Annotated in this window: 15 protein-coding genes; 8 read left to right on the forward strand and 7 right to left on the reverse strand. The window is 73.3% G+C overall.

What is annotated here, in order from left to right; all coding sequences use genetic code 11:
* Window positions 1-120: 120 nt before the first annotated feature.
* Window positions 121-1,347, reverse strand: coding sequence for a multidrug effflux MFS transporter (locus SJY14_RS15410; RefSeq protein ID WP_396599356.1), 1,227 nt, complete (start codon window positions 1,345-1,347; stop codon window positions 121-123).
* A 75-nt stretch (window positions 1,348-1,422) separates the two neighbouring features.
* Here SJY14_RS15410 and SJY14_RS15415 point away from each other — a divergent pair, with 75 nt between their 5' ends.
* Window positions 1,423-1,884 (forward strand): MarR family winged helix-turn-helix transcriptional regulator, encoded by a 462-nt coding sequence (locus SJY14_RS15415; protein ID WP_396599357.1) that lies wholly within the window; start codon window positions 1,423-1,425, stop codon window positions 1,882-1,884.
* Window positions 1,881-3,263 carry an MFS transporter gene (locus tag SJY14_RS15420; RefSeq protein ID WP_396599358.1) on the forward strand — a complete coding sequence of 461 codons (1,383 nt, stop codon included), beginning with the start codon at window positions 1,881-1,883 and terminating at the stop codon, window positions 3,261-3,263. The genes SJY14_RS15415 and SJY14_RS15420 overlap by 4 nt, the downstream gene beginning before the upstream one ends.
* Window positions 3,264-3,409: 146 nt before the next feature.
* Here SJY14_RS15420 and SJY14_RS15425 read toward each other — a convergent pair whose 3' ends face one another.
* Entirely contained in the window at window positions 3,410-4,444 is a 1,035-nt protein-coding gene (locus SJY14_RS15425) for a YdcF family protein (protein ID WP_396599359.1), read from the reverse strand.
* 100 nt (window positions 4,445-4,544) lie between these two features.
* Window positions 4,545-5,399 (reverse strand): cation-transporting ATPase, encoded by an 855-nt coding sequence (locus SJY14_RS15430; RefSeq protein ID WP_396599360.1) that lies wholly within the window; start codon window positions 5,397-5,399, stop codon window positions 4,545-4,547.
* 176 nt (window positions 5,400-5,575) lie between these two features.
* Between SJY14_RS15430 and SJY14_RS15435 the strand changes: the two genes are divergently transcribed.
* Together SJY14_RS15435 and SJY14_RS15440 are read left to right on the forward strand one after the other, a co-directional pair.
* Window positions 5,576-6,634, forward strand: a complete 1,059-nt coding sequence (locus tag SJY14_RS15435) for a hypothetical protein (RefSeq protein ID WP_396599361.1) — start codon at window positions 5,576-5,578, stop codon at window positions 6,632-6,634.
* A gap of 104 nt (window positions 6,635-6,738) precedes the next feature.
* The gene (locus tag SJY14_RS15440; protein ID WP_396599362.1) at window positions 6,739-7,611 is read left to right on the forward strand and encodes an endo alpha-1,4 polygalactosaminidase; all 873 of its coding nucleotides are present in this window, start codon (window positions 6,739-6,741) and stop codon (window positions 7,609-7,611) included.
* 22 nt (window positions 7,612-7,633) lie between these two features.
* On the opposite strand, the gene SJY14_RS15445 is transcribed toward SJY14_RS15440, so the two are convergent.
* Genes SJY14_RS15445 through SJY14_RS15455 form a run of 3 tightly spaced genes read right to left on the reverse strand, consistent with a single transcriptional unit; the run spans window position 7,634 to window position 11,150 of the window.
* Window positions 7,634-8,479, reverse strand: a complete 846-nt coding sequence (locus tag SJY14_RS15445) for a transglutaminase domain-containing protein (protein WP_396599363.1) — start codon at window positions 8,477-8,479, stop codon at window positions 7,634-7,636.
* A complete protein-coding gene (locus SJY14_RS15450) occupies window positions 8,476-9,402 on the reverse strand; it encodes an alpha-E domain-containing protein (RefSeq protein ID WP_396599364.1) in 927 nt (308 codons plus the stop codon). The genes SJY14_RS15445 and SJY14_RS15450 overlap by 4 nt, the downstream gene beginning before the upstream one ends.
* Window positions 9,396-11,150: a circularly permuted type 2 ATP-grasp protein gene (locus SJY14_RS15455; RefSeq protein WP_396599365.1), complete on the reverse strand. Its 1,755-nt coding sequence runs from the start codon at window positions 11,148-11,150 to the stop codon at window positions 9,396-9,398. The genes SJY14_RS15450 and SJY14_RS15455 overlap by 7 nt, the downstream gene beginning before the upstream one ends.
* A gap of 243 nt (window positions 11,151-11,393) precedes the next feature.
* Here SJY14_RS15455 and SJY14_RS15460 point away from each other — a divergent pair, with 243 nt between their 5' ends.
* The 4 genes from SJY14_RS15460 (at window position 11,394) to SJY14_RS15475 (ending at window position 16,169) form a co-directional block, all read left to right on the forward strand.
* Window positions 11,394-11,606: a hypothetical protein gene (locus SJY14_RS15460; RefSeq protein WP_071255686.1), complete on the forward strand. Its 213-nt coding sequence runs from the start codon at window positions 11,394-11,396 to the stop codon at window positions 11,604-11,606.
* 149 nt (window positions 11,607-11,755) lie between these two features.
* Window positions 11,756-12,025, forward strand: coding sequence for a GlsB/YeaQ/YmgE family stress response membrane protein (locus SJY14_RS15465; protein ID WP_043595797.1), 270 nt, complete (start codon window positions 11,756-11,758; stop codon window positions 12,023-12,025).
* A 567-nt stretch (window positions 12,026-12,592) separates the two neighbouring features.
* A complete protein-coding gene (locus tag SJY14_RS15470) occupies window positions 12,593-13,333 on the forward strand; it encodes a phosphotransferase (protein WP_396599366.1) in 741 nt (246 codons plus the stop codon).
* Between the two features lie 121 nt (window positions 13,334-13,454).
* Window positions 13,455-16,169: a phosphoenolpyruvate carboxylase gene (locus tag SJY14_RS15475; RefSeq protein WP_396599367.1), complete on the forward strand. Its 2,715-nt coding sequence runs from the start codon at window positions 13,455-13,457 to the stop codon at window positions 16,167-16,169.
* A gap of 99 nt (window positions 16,170-16,268) precedes the next feature.
* On the opposite strand, the gene SJY14_RS15480 is transcribed toward SJY14_RS15475, so the two are convergent.
* Entirely contained in the window at window positions 16,269-17,231 is a 963-nt protein-coding gene (locus SJY14_RS15480) for an SDR family NAD(P)-dependent oxidoreductase (protein WP_396599368.1), read from the reverse strand.
* Between the last annotated feature and the right edge of the window lie 69 nt (window positions 17,232-17,300).

Consider the following 17,300-nt stretch of genomic DNA (forward strand, 5'->3'; position numbering starts at 1 on the left):
CCCAGGGTGGCACCGCCCGGGCCGGCGCACCAGCCCCCGGTCGGCTGCAGGAGGCGCGGGTCGCGTCGCCGGGCTCGGGTCGCCCGGGCCGGGTCGCCGGGTGCCGCCTCGCCCCGTGGGTCAGGTCGCCGGGGTGCCGCCCCGCGACGACGCCCACACCTGCACGGCCAGACCGACCGCGATGAACCCGAGCATCAACGCGCCCATCACGACGGCCGTGCCGCCGAGTGCCCCGGCGAGCGGGGTCGCGGCGCCGCCGAGCCCGAACTGCAGGCCGCCCGCGAGCGCGGCGGCCGTGCCGGGCGCGCGGTGTCCGAGCGCCTGCGTCAGCGTGATCGACCCGGGGATGACCCAGCCCCAGCCCGCCGTGACGAGGGCCAGTGCCGGCCAGATCAGCGCCGGCCCGACACCGGTCAGCGCACCCGCGAGCACGAGGGCCGACCCCACGGTGCAGGTGACGAGCCCCACGGTGAAGAGGTGGTCCTCGGCGAAGCGTCCGACGAGGCGGCGGAACACCAGGGTCGACGCGATCATGCACGACGCGTTCGACGCGAAGACGAGCGTGTAGAGGCCCGCTCCGAAGCCGTACTGCTCCTGGAAGACGAACGACGACGTGGCGATGTACGAGAAGAAGCCGATCGTCGCGGCGCAGCCCGTCACGAGGTACCAGCGGAAGCGGGGCAGGGCGAGCAGCGCGCCCATCCGTCGCAGGGACGCGAGCAGCGAGCCCGCACCCGGCTCGGGGTCGACGAGCGTCTCGGGCAGGCGCCGTGCGGCCACCCAGGTCAACGCGGCCCCGAGCACCGCCAGCACGACGAACGTCGCCCGCCAGCTCGACACCGAGAGCACCACGCCGCCCACGAGCGGCGCCACGACCGGGCCGACGGCGTTGATCGCGGCGAGCGTCGCGAAGAGCCTGCTGCGCACGAGGCCCGTGGTCGAGTCCCCCACCATGGCCCGGGCGGCCACCGAGCCCGCCGCGCCGCCGAGGCCCTGCGCGACGCGCGCGACGACGAGGGTGGCCGCGTCGGGAGCCACGGCGCAGGCGATCGAGGCGAGGGCGAACAGGACGGTCCCGCCCAGCAGGATGCGCCTCCTGCCCCGACCGTCGCTGATCGGCCCGATGACGATCTGGCCGACCGCGAACGCGACGAGGAACGCCGTCAGGCTGAGCTGCACCTCGGCCGTCGTCGCCCCGAGGTCGCGCGCGATGGCCGGCAGCGCGGGGATGTACATGTCGGTCGCGAACGGCGAGATGCCCACGATCAGTGCCACCGTCAACACGGCCCCCCGCCCGGACAGCCAGGAGGGGCGACTCGGCTCGGTCGGGACGTCGTCGTCGCTCATCGGTCCGAGCCTAGGCGCATGTCGTCCGGGCCAGACGTTTACTTAGCCGAACTAAACGAGTATCGTGGCCCGGCGATGACCGACTCCGCGCCTCCTGCCCCCTCCGCTCCCCGGGCCGTGCCGCACGCGCACCTCGCGACCGACGTCCGCGGGGCCGTGCTGCGACTCGCCCGCCGCCTGCGGCAGCAGAAGGCCGACGCCGACGTGACCGACGCCCAGATGGCCGCCCTCGGCTACGTCGTGCAGAACCAGCCGCTGACGATCGGGGCCCTCACGGCGCACGAGGGCGTCACTCCCCCGTCGATGAACCGGACCGTCGGCAAGCTCGTCGACGCCGGGTTGCTGCGTCGCACGGTCGACGACGACGACAAGCGCCGCGTGCTGCTCGAGACGACCGAGGCCGGCACCGCCTTCGTGTTCGAGACGCGTCGACGCCGTGACGAGTGGCTCGTGCCCCGCCTCTCGGCCCTGACCGCCGACGAGCGTCGCACCCTGGCCGACGCGACCGAGATCCTGCGGAAGCTGACCCGCTCGTGACGGCCATGTTCCGCAGCCTGTCGCTGTTCAACTACCGCCTCTGGTTCGCCGGCGCGCTCGTGTCCAACGTCGGCACCTGGATGCAGCGGACGGCGCAGGACTGGCTCGTCCTCACCGACCTGACCGACAACGACGCCACGGCGCTCGGCATCACCATGGCGCTGCAGTTCGCGCCGCCGATCCTGATGGTGCCGATCACGGGGCTGATCGCCGACCGGTTCGACCGGCGGCGACTGCTGATGGTGACGCAGCTGAGCATGGGGCTGCTCGGGCTCGGCCTGGGCGTGCTCGTCCTGACCGACAGCGTGCAGCTCTGGATGGTGTACCTCTTCGCCCTGCTGCTCGGCGTCGCGGCCGCGATCGACGCCCCGGTGCGGCAGAGCTTCGTGTCCGAGCTCGTGCCCCCCGGGCACCTGACGAACGCCGTCAGCCTGAACTCGGCCTCGTTCAACGGTGCACGCCTGATCGGCCCCGCGGTCGCCGGCGTGCTCATCGCGACGATCGGCACGGGCTGGGTGTTCCTGATCAACGCCGGCTCGTTCGCCGCCGTGCTGCTGTCGCTGCGGTTCATCCGCGTCGCGCAGCTCGAGCTGAAACCGGCTGTGTCGCGGGCCAAGGGCCAGATCCGCGAGGGGTTCCGGTACGTGCGCGAGCGACCCGACCTGGTCGTCGTGTTCGTCATGGTGTTCGTCATCGGCACCTTCGGCCTGAACTTCGCCATCTTCACCTCGACCATGGCCAGCGTCGAGTTCGGCGTCGACGCCAGCGGGTTCGGCCTGCTGTCGTCCGCGATCGCGGTGGGATCGCTGGTCGGCGCCCTGCTGTCGGCCCGTCGCGAGAAGCCCCGCTGGCGCGTGCTCGTCACGGCGGCCCTGGCCTTCGGGGTCACCTGCCTGGTCGCCGCCGTCATGCCGACCTACTGGAGCTTCGCCGCCGTCCTCGTCACCGTGGGGCTCGCGTCGATCACCCTGATGACGACGGCGAACGCCACCGTGCAGCTGACCACGGCACCCCGCATGCGCGGCCGCGTCATGGCGCTCTACATGGCCGTCTTCACCGGCGGTACGCCGCTGGGCGCACCGATGGTCGGTTGGGTCGCGAACGTGGCCGGACCGCGCTGGGCCATCGGCGTCGCGGCGGCGTCGGGCTTCGTCGCAGCCGGGGTCGCGGTCGTCTGGCTCGTCCGTGGGCAGCACCTGCGGGTGCATCGCGTCCGCGGGGGTGAGCCCGACCCCGTGACCGGGGCACTGCCCGTGGTCGGCGCCGGGCGGTTCCACTACCGGCTGCAGCACGACGGCGACGCGGCCGCCGGGCGGGCACGTGACGAGGCCGCGGCCGAGCTCGCCGTCGACGAGGGCACGGCGACGCGACCGTCCTGACCCGATGGGCGCGAGCACGATCGACCGTCCACCACGACCACGCCCGCCTTCGGCACGTCAGGAGGCGCGGTGCCGGTCCGCCACGCCCGTCACCGGCACCGACGCCGGCGTCGACGCGGACGCCGTCCCTGGCGCCGGCTGCGGGGTCAGAGGCGCGAGTAGACGATCAGCGACGCGAGCAGCACGACGAACGGGGCGATCAGCAGCACGTTGAGCCACTTGTGTTCGACCATCACGGCCACCCACTCGCGGAGGAACGCGCTGGGCACGTAGTACGCGGCGGTGGGCGACCCGACGACGTCGGCGCTGCTCCCGGTGTCGCGCGCCAGCAGGGCGGCGCGCAGCACGTGGTAGTTGTTCGTCACGACGAGGGTCGACCCGGTCCGACCGGCGTCGGCGAGCACCCGACCCGACAGCACGAGGTTCTCGCGGGTCGAGCGCGACTCGGTCTCGGGCAGCACGTCGGCGGGGTCGGCCCCCTGGGCGATCAGGTACTCCGCCATCGCCTCGCCTTCGGGCCGGGGCTCGTCCGAACCCTGCCCGCCGGACGGGACGAGCACCGGCCGCCGCACGCCCTCGGGGGTCGAACGGTAGATCGCCAGTGCCCGGTCGAGGCGGCTGCGCAGCAGCGGCGGCACCTCGCCACGGATCAGCCCCGAGCCGAGCACGATCAGGGCGTCGGTCTGCTCGCGCACCCGGGGACGTGCGTAGACGAGCGACCACAGGGTGAACGCCCCGAACGTGAGCGCGGCGTACACGGCGACGAAGACGATCACGAAGCCGAGCCCGAGGGAGACGTCCTGCGCCACGGGCAGGCTCGAGCGGCGACCCGCCTCGACCAGCACGACGGCGAGGAAGGGGACGCCGATCAACGCGAGACCGGCGAGCAGCGAGAGCAGGTTGCCCAGGCTGCGCCCCTCGGACCGCAGCATGGTGACGCCGTTCGCGATCGCGAAGACGGCGAGCGCGAGCACGAGCACGGGGACGAGCACCGCCGCCAGGACGAACACGAAGACGAGCGGCGGGAACGCCGCGACGACCGCGACCGAGAGGGCGACGGCCCCGAAGCCCACGGCCATCAGCAGGAACACCCCGTTGCGGAACCGTCGGGCGTCCTGTCGGCGCGACACGACGAAGAGCAGGAGGAAGACGGCGGCGATGCCGGCCGAGATCGCGGTCATGCTCCGAGGCTACCGACTGGAGACCCCAGGACGTCGCTCGGACCCCCGCTCGCGCGAGATGGTCCGGGCGAGATCCGGGGGTCTCGGCAGCGAGCCGTGGTCAGCGATCGAAGAGGTTGCCCAGGCCGGGGATCTGGAACCCCTCGCCGAGGTTGCCGAGCTGGTCGCCCAACCCGCCCACCTGGTCGCCGAGGCCGCCGACCTGCTCGCCCAGGCCGCCGAGGTACTCCTCGCCGCCCGCGGTCAGGCCGTCGAGCCCCTCGAAGCCGAACCCGTTCGTCAGCTGGTCGAAGTCGATGCCCGACGTCACGGCGTCGGACAGCAGGGGCAGGGCGACGCTGCTGACGGCGGCGGCGCCGGCCACGGCGACCGCGAGGCCCGCGACCCCGGCCACGCCGGCGCCGACCGCGGCACCCGCCGCGACCTTGCCGCCCGTGCTGCCGAGCACGCGCTTCATCAGTCCGGGGTGCGCGGTCTCGCCGCGGGTCGCCGCCCGGGCGAGGTCGGCGGGTGAGCTCGAGGCGGGGCGTTCGCCCTGGGGCACCTCGGCGCTCAGGCGAGCGAGCACCTGTTGGCGCTGCTCGGGGGTGAGCCGCTCGAACGCGTCGCGGTGCACCTGTTCGAGCTGCTGCGGCGGGGCGGTCTGCAGCAGGTAGTCGTACTTGGCGAGGGCCGCACGGTCGGCGGCGGAGCCCTGCGGGGCGTGCCCACCGGTCGCCGGACGCCCGACGCCCTGCTGCGGTGCGCCGTACCCGCCACGCTGCGGCTGCTGCCCGCCCTGCTGCGGCTGCCCGTTCTGGCGGTCGTCGCCGGTGACCTTGTCGGAGACCTTGCGCACCATGTCGCGCCAGTCGGTGGAACCGCCGGACGCACCACCGCGCCCGGTCGAGGAAGAAGAGGAAGAGTTACCGAGCGCACGTGCGGCGGCACCCAGGAGACGGTCGAAGTTGGCCATGACCCCGATCCTCTCGACCCCACATCCGAGAAGCCCCCTCAGAAGCCGAGCATCGCCCGGGAACGGCGCGTCCGCCGCTGCGGGTTACGGTTGAGCCCTCGTCCGGGTTACATTCGCAGGGGACGTCCGCGCGGGCCCGACTCGCGGCGTGCGCCCCACGGACGAGGAGGTGTCGCATGGGCAAGGCAGCAGTCACGGGCTGGGTCGCTCTCGCGATGCTGGTCTCGGGCGCCGCGCTCGTCATGGCCGCCACCTTCCGCCTCGCGAGCGTGGGCCTCTTCGCCGGCGGCTTCCTGCCGATCGGCGACCTCGACTTCGTCACCATCGCGATCTGGCTGCTGGGCGCCGCCCTCGCCGTCGGCGGCGTCGCCCTCGCCCTCGTCGGGCTGACCGACCGGGTGCTCGGCGCCCTGCCGCGCGACGAGCCCGACCGCGGCATCGAGCACGAGGCCGTCCGCGAGACGGCACCGGCCACCGCCCGTCCGGCGGCCGAGGAGGCGCGGGTCCTGCCCGCAGGACGACCGACGGCCGCCGCCGTGCTCGCGTCCGCCCCCGTGGTCGCCGCCGCACCGCCCACGCCGGTCGCCACCGCCCCGAGCTCGCCCGGCGAGACCGAGTCGACTCCCCTTGCCGCGCCTGCTCCCCAGGCCGCGCCCGAACCGACTCCCGCCGGGCCGACCCTCGCCGAACGCCTGCGTCCCGTCCTCTCGTCCGCCGCCACCCGGGTCGCGACCGCTGCGCGCGCCACCGGCGACGCCCTGTCCCGTGCCGGTCGGGCCACGGCCCGGGGCACCCGACGCGCCTCGCAGGCCGTGGTCGCCTGGGTCCGACGCACCACCCCCGTCGTCGTCGCCTGGTTCCGCACGACCGGCAGCACCGTCGCGACGCGGACCCGACCGGCCGCCCGCTCGACCTGGGACGGCGTGCGTCACGGCAGCCGGGCCACCGCGGCCGGTGCCGTCGTGGCCGCCCGGGCCACCGGAGCGACCGCACGCCGCGCCTCCTCCGCCGCCGCCACCCTCGCCCGCGACAACGCGCGCTCGCTCGCGGCCACCCGCGCCGCGTCCCGGGCCGCGGCCCGCCAGGCCGAGCTCGACCGCGAGTCGGCCCGACAGGCCGCTCGTCTCGACTTCCTGGCCTCGCGCCGCACCCCGGCGACGCCGCCCACGGCGGTCGACACCGCGGTCGACGCCGCGGCCGAGCGCGAGTCCGCCCCGCTCTCGCACACGGCCTGACGCCCACACCCGACGACACCGCCGAGCGGACGCGGGACCGAGGCCTGCGGCGGTGTGGCGTCCCCTCGGCGGTGCCGCCGGGCGGTCTCCCCTAGGCTCGCCGCATGCGCGTACCCCTCGGATTCGTCGGCCTGGTCGCCGTGGCCCTCGCCGTGACGGGTTGCACGGCCGTCGGGGCCGGGGCCGGTGAGCGACCCGAGCGCGCCTCCTCGTCCGCGGTCGTGGCGTCGGGGGCCGCGACGGCCGACGGCGTCGCGCTGCCGCCCGAGGGTGCCCGCTTCGACTACCAACTGGGAGGCGCGTCGCCCGTCCCCGACGGAGCCACCGTCGTCGCCCGCGACAGCACCGATGACCCCTCCGAGGGCGCCTACGGCATCTGCTACGTGAACGGGTTCCAGACGCAGCCCGGCGTCGAGTGGCCGGACGAGCTGCTCGTGCGCACGGCCGACGGCGAACCGCTCGTCGACCCGGGTTGGCCGGACGAGCACCTGTTCGACCTGTCCACCGAGGCGAACCGGCAGGCCGTGGCCGAGCGTCAGGCCTCGACGATCGACGGCTGCGCCTCCTCGGGCTACCAGGCGGTCGAGTTCGACAACCTCGACTCGTGGACGCGCTCGGACGGCGCCTTCGGCGAGGACGACGCGGTCGCCTTCGCGACCCTGCTCGTCGCCCGGGCCCACGCGGCCGGGCTGGCGACCGCGCAGAAGAACACCGCCGACCTCGGCGCCAGGGGCCGCGACGAGGTCGGCTACGACTTCGCCGTCACCGAGGAGTGCGACCGCTACGACGAGTGCGACGCCTTCACGGACGTGTACGGCGGCCTCGTGTTCGACGTCGAGTACACCGACGACCTCCGCGGCTCGGTCGCCGAGGTCTGTGCCCGGGTCGGAGAGCTCGACCCGGCTCCCTCGACCATCGTGCGCGACCACGACCTGGTGCCGGCCGACGACCCGGCCCACGTCTACACGGCCTGCTGACCCGCGCGTCCTGACCCTCGGCCTAGGCCTCGCGGGTGATCTCGACGGTGACGAAGAGCTCGCTGTTCGACGAGCCCGCGTAGACGCCGCGCAGCGGCGGCACGTCGCGGTAGTCGCGGCCCTGGCCGACGACCACGTGCCGTTCGCCGATGTCGATCAGGTTGGTGGGGTCGAAGCCGTGCCACGTGCCGCAGAAGAACTCGACCCAGGCGTGCGACTCGCCCGTGACGGTCTCGCGAAGCTCGGCCGAGGGCTTCGGGTGCAGGTAGCCGCTGACGTAGCGCGCCGGGATGCCCGCCGCCCTCAGGGCGCCGACCGTCACGTGGGCGATGTCCTGGCAGACGCCGGCCCGGGCGGCCCACGACTCGGCAGCCGTGGTCTTCACGTTGGTGACGCCCGGCAGGTACCGCACCGCGCCTCCGACCGTCTCGCAGATCGCCATCGCGGCGGCGCACGGGTCGGCGTGCGACGCTCGCGCCTCGGTGCCGACCTCGGCCAGGTCGGCAGGAGGCGCGGTGAGGGGCGTCTGCTCGAGGTGCTCGACGAACGACGTGCTGGCCCCCACGACCGCCGCCAGGTCGGCCCACGAGATCGTCTCGGACGGATGCGCCTGCGGCCGCACCTCGACGAGCGAGGTCGCGGTCAGCGAGAGCTCCCGGTGCGGCAGCAGCACCTCGAACGACGACACCCGCGTGCCCCAGTAGTCGACGTACTCGTGCGACGCGGCGACGGGTTCGATGCGCAGGTGCGACGAGAGCACGAACTGTCCCTCGGTGTGCGCCGGCAGCATGCGCGCCTCGTTGTAGCTCGCCACCGCCTCGCCCTGGTACGAGAAGCCCGTCAGGTGCCGGATGCGCAGCCGGCTCACGACCGCTCCCCCACCCAGGTCGGTGCCGCGCTCGTCGGGAAGTACCGCTGCCGGATCGCCTCGGACGCGGCGCTCGTCGCGGCCTGCACGGTGTCCATCTGGCCGGGCAGGTCGTCGAGGATCTCACCGATCGGCCGGTACTCGAGCTCGCTGCGCATCTGACCCAGGATGCGCACCCCGCTGTCGGACGCCGCCACCCGGTGGTTCGTCGGCTCGACGTCGCGCAGGCAGGCCTCGGCCCGGCTGATCGCGAACAGCACGCTACGCGGGAAAAGCCGGTCGAGCAGCAGGAACTCGGCGGCGTTGCGGGCACTCGGCACGCCCCGGTAGGTGCGCAGGTACGCCTCGTACGCACCGCACGACCGCAGGATCGTCGTCCACGACGGCCCGGACGCCTCGGTCAGGGTGCGGGTCGCGAGCAGGCGCGCGGTCATGTCGGCCCGCTCGATGGACCGGCCGAGGGTGAAGAACTGCCACACCTCGTCGCGGCTCGTGGCGCTCTCGATGATCCCGACGGCGAGCGCGCTGCGCTCCCGCACCCAGGCGAAGAACTCGTGCACCTTGTCGTCGGCGACCTTGCGCGGCATGCGGGCGCGCGTCGTGTTGAGGCACTCCCACAGCTCGGTCGAGACGATCTCGCGGGCCCGGCGCGCGTTCTCGCGGGCGGCGCCGAGCGAGTAGGCGATGGAGGCCGGGTTGTGCCGGTCGACCGCGAGCATCGACAGCACGTCGCCCCGGGCCAGGTCGCCATCGGGGGCGTCGCTGCCCATCACGGCGAGCAGGCTGCGGCAGGCGACGTCCTCCTCGATCCAGGGGTCCTCGAGCAGCAGCTGCAGGTGCACGTCGAGAATGCGCGCCGTGCCGTCCGACCGCTCGATGTAGCGGCCGATCCAGAACAGGCTCTCGGCGATGCGGCTCAGCATGATGGCCTTTCGGTCGGGGTGGCTCCGTGGTCGGGAACGCGGGACGCAGGAGGCGCGGGTCGGCCTCGTGACCCGGCCCGCACCTCCTTCGTCTGTTGCTGTTGCGCCTGCTGGTCGTTGCGGGGGTCGTCCTGGGGCGCGTGGTCGGGGCTGTGGTCGGCCGCGGCGGCCGCGGCCTCGGCGAGCTGCTCAGGCGTGACGACCGGGATCGACTGGGTCGGGGTCGTCTGCTCGGCGATGAGAGCGCTGACGTCGTGGCCGGCCCAGGCGTTGACGTCGCCGCCGACGATCCAGGTGTCCTTCGAGCCGCCGCCCTGGCTGCTGTTGACGACCAGCTGCCCCTCGGGCAGGGCGACCCGGGTGAGGCCGCCGGGCAGCACCCACACGTCGTCGCCGTCGTGCACGGCGAACGGCCGGAGGTCGGCATGGCGGGGGCGGAGGCCGTCGTCGACCAGGGTCGGGATCGTGCTGAGCTGCACGACGGGCTGCGCGATCCAGCCGCGAGGGTCGCGTTGCAGCTGCGTGCGCAACTCGTCGAGCTCGCGTCGGCTCGCGGCCGGACCGACGACGAGGCCCTTGCCGCCCGAGCCGTCGACCGGCTTGACGACGAGTTCGTCGAGGCGGTCGAGCACCTCGTCGAGGGCACCGGGGTCCTCGAGCCGCCAGGTGTGCACGTTCGGCAGCAGCGCCTCCTCGCCCAGGTAGTAGCGGATCAGCTCGGGCAGGTAGGTGTAGACGAGCTTGTCGTCGGCGACGCCGTTGCCCACCGCGTTCGCGATCGTGACCGTGCCGAGACGAGCGGCCATCAGCAGGCCGGGCGACCCGAGCACCGAGTCGGCGCGGAACTGCAGCGGGTCGAGGAACTCGTCGTCGACGCGGCGGTAGATCACGTCGACGCGTTCGGGTCCGCCGGTGGTCCGCATGAAGACGCGGCCGCCCGAGCAGTAGAGGTCGCGCCCCTCGACCAGTTCGACGCCCATGAGGCGCGCCAGCAGCGTGTGCTCGTAGTAGGCGGAGTTGAACACCCCGGGTGTCAGCACGACGACGGTCGGCTCGTCGACGCCCGACGGAGCGCTCTTCTTCAGCGCGGCGAGCAGCCGGTTGGGGTAGTCGCCCACCGGACGCACCCGCATCGAGACGAACAGCTCGGGCAGCGTCTGCGCCATGACGCGGCGGTTCGAGATGACGTAGCTGACGCCGCTCGGCACCCGGACGTTGTCCTCGAGCACGCGCCAGGCACCCGCCTCGTCGCGGATCAGGTCGATGCCGCTCACCTGGATGCGCACGCCGTTCGCCGGGTCGATGCCACTCGCCTGCCGGTGGAAGTGGCTCGAGCTCGTGATCAGGCTGGCCGGGATGACCCCGTCGGCGATGGCGGTCTGCGGGCCGTAGACGTCGGCGAGGAACGCCTCGAGGGCCTTGACCCGCTGCTTGATGCCGCGCTCCACGGTCGTCCACTCGGCGTGCTCGACGACCCGCGGCACGGCGTCGAGCGGGAACGGCCGCTCTTCGCCGGCGAAGTCGAAGGTGACGCCCTGCGCCAGGTACGAGTCGGCCAGCGCCGCGGTGCGGCCCCGCAGGTCGTCCTGCGTCATGCCCTCGAGCGTCGCGTGGATCTCGTGGTACGCCCGACGGGGCGTGCCGTCGGGCTCGAACATCTCGTCCCACGCGGCCGCCGGCGGACGGGCGCCGGCCGGCCGGGCCGCGGCACCCGTGGTGGTCGCGTATCCCTCGAAGAGCTCACCCATGACTCGACGCTAGCCAGGGGGTGTTGCCGGGGTGTTTCGGCCGTGCGGCGGGGGTGTGTCGGGGCCCGTCGTGCAGCTGCGCGACACCTGTCGCCCAGGTCTCGACCCGGCTCGGCTCGCCCGCAGGGGAGGACAAAAGCGAACAGGAGGGCCTTCCCGCCAATCCGATTTGTAACAGAGAACTCCCAGGAGGAATAGCGTCACCCACGAACGACAAGAACGTCCCACTGGGAGGACCCCCACATGCGCTTCAAGTACCTCGTCATCGCCCTCATCGCGTTCCTCGCGTACACCTACGGCGCCAAGGCCGGAAAGGGTCGTTACAAGGAGATCAGCAACTTCTTCGACTCGTTCTGGAACGACCCCAAGGTGAAGAAGGCGCGTGTCCAGGCCAAGAAGGACGTCGCCAAGGCCCGCAAGGCCGCGGTGAAGAAGGCCCGCAAGGCCTCGCACTAGTCCTCTCAGCCGCAGGGGCCCGAGAGGACGACCTTCTCACGGGCCTCTTCGCATGCGGCCGTCCCACAGACCCCCGCTGGCACGCACCCGACCCCGACCGTCTCAGCAGCACCAGCGCAACCCGCGCACCAAACGAAAAGGAACACATCATGGGCTTCCTCGCCTTCATCCTCCTCGGCCTCATCGCCGGCGCCATCGCCAAGCTCATCCTCCCCGGCCGTCAGGGCGGCGGCTGGATCGCCACCCTGATCCTCGGTGTCATCGGCGCCCTCATCGGCGGCTGGATCGGCGGAGCCGTCTTCAACGTCGGCTACGACGGCTTCTTCAGCATCCAGAGCTGGATCATCGCGATCCTCGGTGCGCTCGTCGTCCTCGTCATCTGGGGCTTCATCACCGGCCGCAAGGGCAGCCGCGCGTAAGCAGCTCCCCCGCACCACGACAGAGCGGGCCGTCCCTCACGGGGCGGCCCGCTCCGTCGTTCCCGGGGGCCGGGGGTCGTGTCGTTCCGGGTGTGCGAATCCCGACTCGCGCCTCCGCACCCGGCGTACCGAACCCGACCCGCGCCTCCCCGTCCCGCGTGCCGAACCCGACAACCGCCGCGCGCCACGCCGCTCATCTCCGCCCCACGGCCCTGATCCCCTGCCGACTGTCGCGAATTGCACGCCGCCGCCCGCCGGCTTCCCGACCTGCGCCTCCGCGTCCGGCGTGCCGAACCCGACCTGCGCCTCCGCGTCCGGCGTGCCGAACCCGACCTGCGGGTCCGCGTCCGGCGTGCCGAACCCGACAACCGCCGCGTCCGGCGTGCCGAACCCGACCTGCGCCTCCGCGTCCGGCGTGCCGAACCCGACAACCGCCGCGCGCCACGCCGCTCATCTCCGGCCCACGGCCCTGATCCCCTGCCGACGGTCGCGAATTGCACGCATCGGCCGGGCCGCAGCGGCAGGAGGGGCGGGGCAGGGGCGCGGGACGGGTGCGAGACTCGGGGCATGTGGACGCAGAACCGGCCCGACCCCGACGTCGAGGTCCCGGAGGCGGTGGTCGCGACCGCGGGCGGCGACACGATCACCGCGGTCTGGCGAAACGAGGCCGGCGGAACGACCTACCGCCTCGGCGACGGCCCGACCCGGCGCTTCGCGAAGTGGGCCCCACACGGCAGCGGCCTCGACCTGCATGCCGAGGAGATGCGGCTGCGCTGGGTCGTCGACTTCACCCCCGCCCCCCGAGTGCTCGAGATCGGCGGCGACGACGACGGCGAGTACCTGGTGACGGCGGGCGTGCCGGGGCGCAGCGCCGTCGACCCGCTCGGGGCCGCCGATCCGGTGACCGCCGCGCGCGAGGCGGGACGAGGGCTGAGGCGACTGCACGACGCGTTGCCGGTCGACGAGTGCCCTTTCAGCTGGTCGGTCGACGACCGGATCGCGACCAGCGGGAAGGCGCGCACCGCGCCTCCTGAACTCGGCGACCCACCGGCGATCGACCGCCTCGTCGTCTGCCACGGTGACCCGTGCGTGCCCAACACGCTGATCGGCGACGACGGACTCTGGTCGGGGCACGTCGACTTCGACGCCCTCGGCGTCGCCGACCGCTGGGCCGACCTCGCGGTCGCGACGATGAGCCTCGGGTGGAACTACGGGCCCGGCTTCGACCAGACCTTCCTCGACGCGTACGGCGTCGCCGACGACCCCGTCCGCACGGCGTACTACCGGGCGCTCTGGGCCGCGACGTGACCCCCGGCCCGGCCGCACCGCGGCCCACGACGCCAGGAAGTGGGCACCGCGCCACGAGAAAACCTGGCGGTGTGACCAGAACGTGGCGTCATACATCGCCCGGGTCGTCCAAGATGGTGCGGTGACCGACATCGAGACCACACGACGACACGACGGCAGCCGTGACGACATCAGCGGCGCCGTCGACGGCAGCCTGCGGCAGGACGTCAGCTACCTCGGCAGCCTGCTCGGCCGGGTGCTGCGCGAATCCGGCGGCGACGAACTCTTCCAGGCCGTCGAGGACGTCAGGGCGGCCGTCATCGCCGCCTACGAGGGAGCCGACGGTGCGAGCCTCGACGACGCCCAACGCCTCGTCGACGCCCTCGACCAGGGGCTCGCCGAGCAGGTCGCCCGCGCCTTCACCTGCTACTTCCACCTCAGCAACCTCGCGGAGGAGCACCACCGCGTCCGGGTGCTGCGGCGCCGCGGCAGCGAGGCGAGCGCCGCGGGCGACTCGGTCTCGGCCACGCTGCGTCAGCTGACCGACGAGGTCGGCGCCGACGAGGCCTCGAAGCGGCTCGACGCCCTGCGCTTCCACCCCGTGCTCACCGCGCACCCGACCGAGGCCCGCCGCCGTGCGGTCGCGTCGAGCATCCGTCGCATCAGCGACCTGATGATCGACCGCGACCGACTCGAGAACGACGTCGCCGTGGCCGAGGCCGAACGCCGCCTGCTCGAAGAGGTCGACACGCTCTGGCGCACCTCGCCGATCCGCACCACGCGCCCGACCCCGCTCGACGAGGTCCGCACGGCCATGAGCATCTTCGACCAGACGCTCTTCGAGATCGTGCCGCAGGTCTACCGTCTGCTCGACGACCGGCTGCTCGGCGACGCCGCCGGCCGCGAGCCCGCCGTCGCCCCCGCCTTCATGCGCCTCGGCACCTGGATCGGCGGCGACCGCGACGGCAACCCGCACGTCACGGCCGAGGTCACCCGGGCCGCCGCCGACATCGCCGCCGAACACGTCCTGCTCGGCCTGCACCGCGCGACCACCCGCATCGGCGGCACCCTGACCCTCGACGAGGCCGAGACCCCGGCCTCCGCCGAACTGGTGGCCCTCGCGGAGGCGCAGCGCGCGATGGACGCGGACGTCGCGTCCCGCATCGGCGTGCGCTCACCCCACGAACTCCACCGCCGCGTGCTGATGTTCGTCGCGGCCCGCATCGACGCGACCCGCCGCGAGGGAGCACCGCTCACCTACGGCCACCCCGACGAGCTGCTCGCCGACCTGCGGGTCGTGCAGCAGTCGCTGCGCGCGGCCGGCGCGCACCGCAGCGCCAACGGCGACCTGCAGGGACTCGTCTGGCAGGTCGAGACGTTCGGCTTCCACCTCGCCGAGCTCGAGGTGCGCCAGCACTCGCAGGTGCACCGCACGGCCCTCGCCGAGCTCCGCGCGGCCGACCCGGTGGCGGGCGGGGAGCAGTCGACCGGCGGCGACGCCGGGACCGACGCCGCGCCTCCTGCACGGAGCGAGATGACCGACGAGGTCCTCGCGGTGTTCCGCACGATCGCCGACCTGCAGAAGCGCTACGGCGTGCGGGCCGCGTCGCGCTACATCGTGTCGTTCACGCAGTCGTCGGCCGACCTGGCCAACGTCTACGAGCTCGCCGAGCGCGCGATGGGCGACGAACCCGCGCCCGTGCTCGACGTGATCCCGCTGTTCGAGACGTTCGCCGACCTCGAGGCCAGCACGCGCATCCTCGACGAGGCCCTGCAGACCGAGGCGGTGCAGAAGCGCCTCGCGGCGACCGGCCGCCGCCTCGAGGTCATGTTGGGCTACTCGGACTCGTCGAAGGACGTCGGGCCCGTCTCGGCCACCTTCGCCCTCTACGCCGCCCAGGCCCGCATCGCCGACTGGGCCGCCGAGAACGACATCGAGCTGACGCTGTTCCACGGTCGCGGCGGCGCCCTCGGCCGTGGTGGCGGACCGGCGAACGAAGCCGTGCTGGCACAGCCTCCGGCCTCGGTCGACGGCCGCTTCAAGATCACCGAGCAGGGCGAGGTCATCTTCGCGCAGTACGGCAACAAGACGATCGCCGCCCGACACGTCGAGCAGATGGCTGCGGCCACGCTGCTGGCGTCGAGCCCGTCGAACGAGCAGGCCAACGCGACCGCCGCCACCCGGTTCGCCGAGGTCGCCTCGACGATGGACGTCGCCTCGCGTGAGGCGTTCTTCGGCCTGGTCAAGGCCGACGGCTTCGCCTCGTGGTTCGCCGCCGTCACACCGATGGAAGAGGTGGGCCTGCTCGCGCTCGGCTCACGTCCCGCCCGTCGGGGGCTCTCGGTCGAGTCCCTCGAAGACCTCCGGGCGATCCCGTGGGTCTTCGCCTGGACCCAGGCCCGCATCAACCTCGCCGGCTGGTACGGCCTCGGCTCGGCCCTCGAGGCCGTGGGCGACCTCGACCTGCTGCGTGAGGCCTACACGACCTGGCCGCTCTTCTCGGCGATGATCAAGAACGTCGAGATGTCGCTCGCCAAGACCGACGAGCACATCGCCCGCGAGTACCTGGCGCTGGCCGACCGCGACGACCTCGCCGGACGCGTGCTCGACGAGATGGCCCGCACGCGCACGTGGGTGCTCGCGGTCAGCGGCCACGGCGAGGTCCTCGACGGTCGCCCGGTGCTGAGCCGCGCCGTGCGGCTGCGCTCGCCCTACGTCGACGCGCTCTCGCTGCTGCAGCTGCGCGCCCTGCGGGCGATCCGCGTCGCGGGCGGTGGTGACCCGGCGGACGCCGACCACCGCCTCCTGCTGCTCAGCGTCAACGGCATCGCCGCCGGGTTGCAGAACACCGGCTGAGTCGCCGACGCAGGAGGCGCGGGCAGGGTCGTCGACCCGGCCAGCGCCTCCTGCGTCCTCTGCCCGTCAGCCGGGCGAGCGCGTCAGCTCGCCAGCGCGTCAGCCGACCAGCTGCTCGCTGAGCGCCCAGAGGCGATCGGACTGCTCGGGGTCGAGGGCGTAGTCCTTGACGCCGCGACCGCGGGCGTCCTCACAGAACGGCTCGGCCTCGGCGACGTCCTCGAAGTAGCGGGCGCCGACGCCCTCGACGAGCGGGTGGACGGCCACGAAGACCGACGTCGCGGCGCCCTGCTGGGTGGACTTGAAGGCCGGGTTGGGGGTGCCGTCCTCGTCGATCCAGCCGCGGTCGAGCATCTCCTGCTTGGGCAGGTGGCGCTGCAGCGGCGTCAGGATGCCACCCGGGTGCACGGCGTTCGCCAGCACGCCGTCGTCGGCCCAGCGCTGCGTGACGCCCACCGCGAAGAGCGAGTTCGCCGTCTTGGACTGGCCGTAGGCCGACCACGGGTCGTACTCGCGACGCTCGAACATCACGTCGTCGAACACGACGGGCGAGAAGTGGTGGCCGGTCGAGCTGAGCGACACGAGGCGCGACGGGGTGCCCGACGCCTGTGCTCCCTCGACGAGGGCGCCGCGGAGCGCGTTCGCCAGGGCGAAGTGGCCGAGGTGGTTGTTGCTGAACTGCAGCTCCCAGCCCTCGGGGGTGCGGGTCTCGGGCGTGGCCATGATGCCGGCGTTGTCGATCAGCACGTCGAGCGGGCCCTGCCACGCGTCGGCGAAGGCCTGCAGGGTGTCGCGCTTCTCGAGGTCGAGGATCGCGGCACGGACGGTGCCGCTGCCGTCGCGGGTGCTCTCGCGGATGTCGGCGACGGCCTGCTCGCCCTGCTCGGGACGGCGGACGGCGAGGGTCACGTCGGCCCCGGCAGCGACGAGGGAGCGGGCGGTCTCGATGCCGATGCCGGACGCGGCCCCGGTCACGACGATGCGTCGGCCGGTCAGGTCGAGGCCGTCGACGACCTCGTTCGCGGTGGTGGCGGCACTGAAGGGGGTGGTGATGCGAGTCATGGGGTCGACGCTACGCCCGCTTCGACGCGCCCCTCTCGGCGGACGGGATGCGCTTGCCCGACACGACCG

Source organism: Frigoribacterium sp. R86507 (assembly GCF_044597695.1).
GTDB lineage: Bacteria > Actinomycetota > Actinomycetes > Actinomycetales > Microbacteriaceae > Frigoribacterium.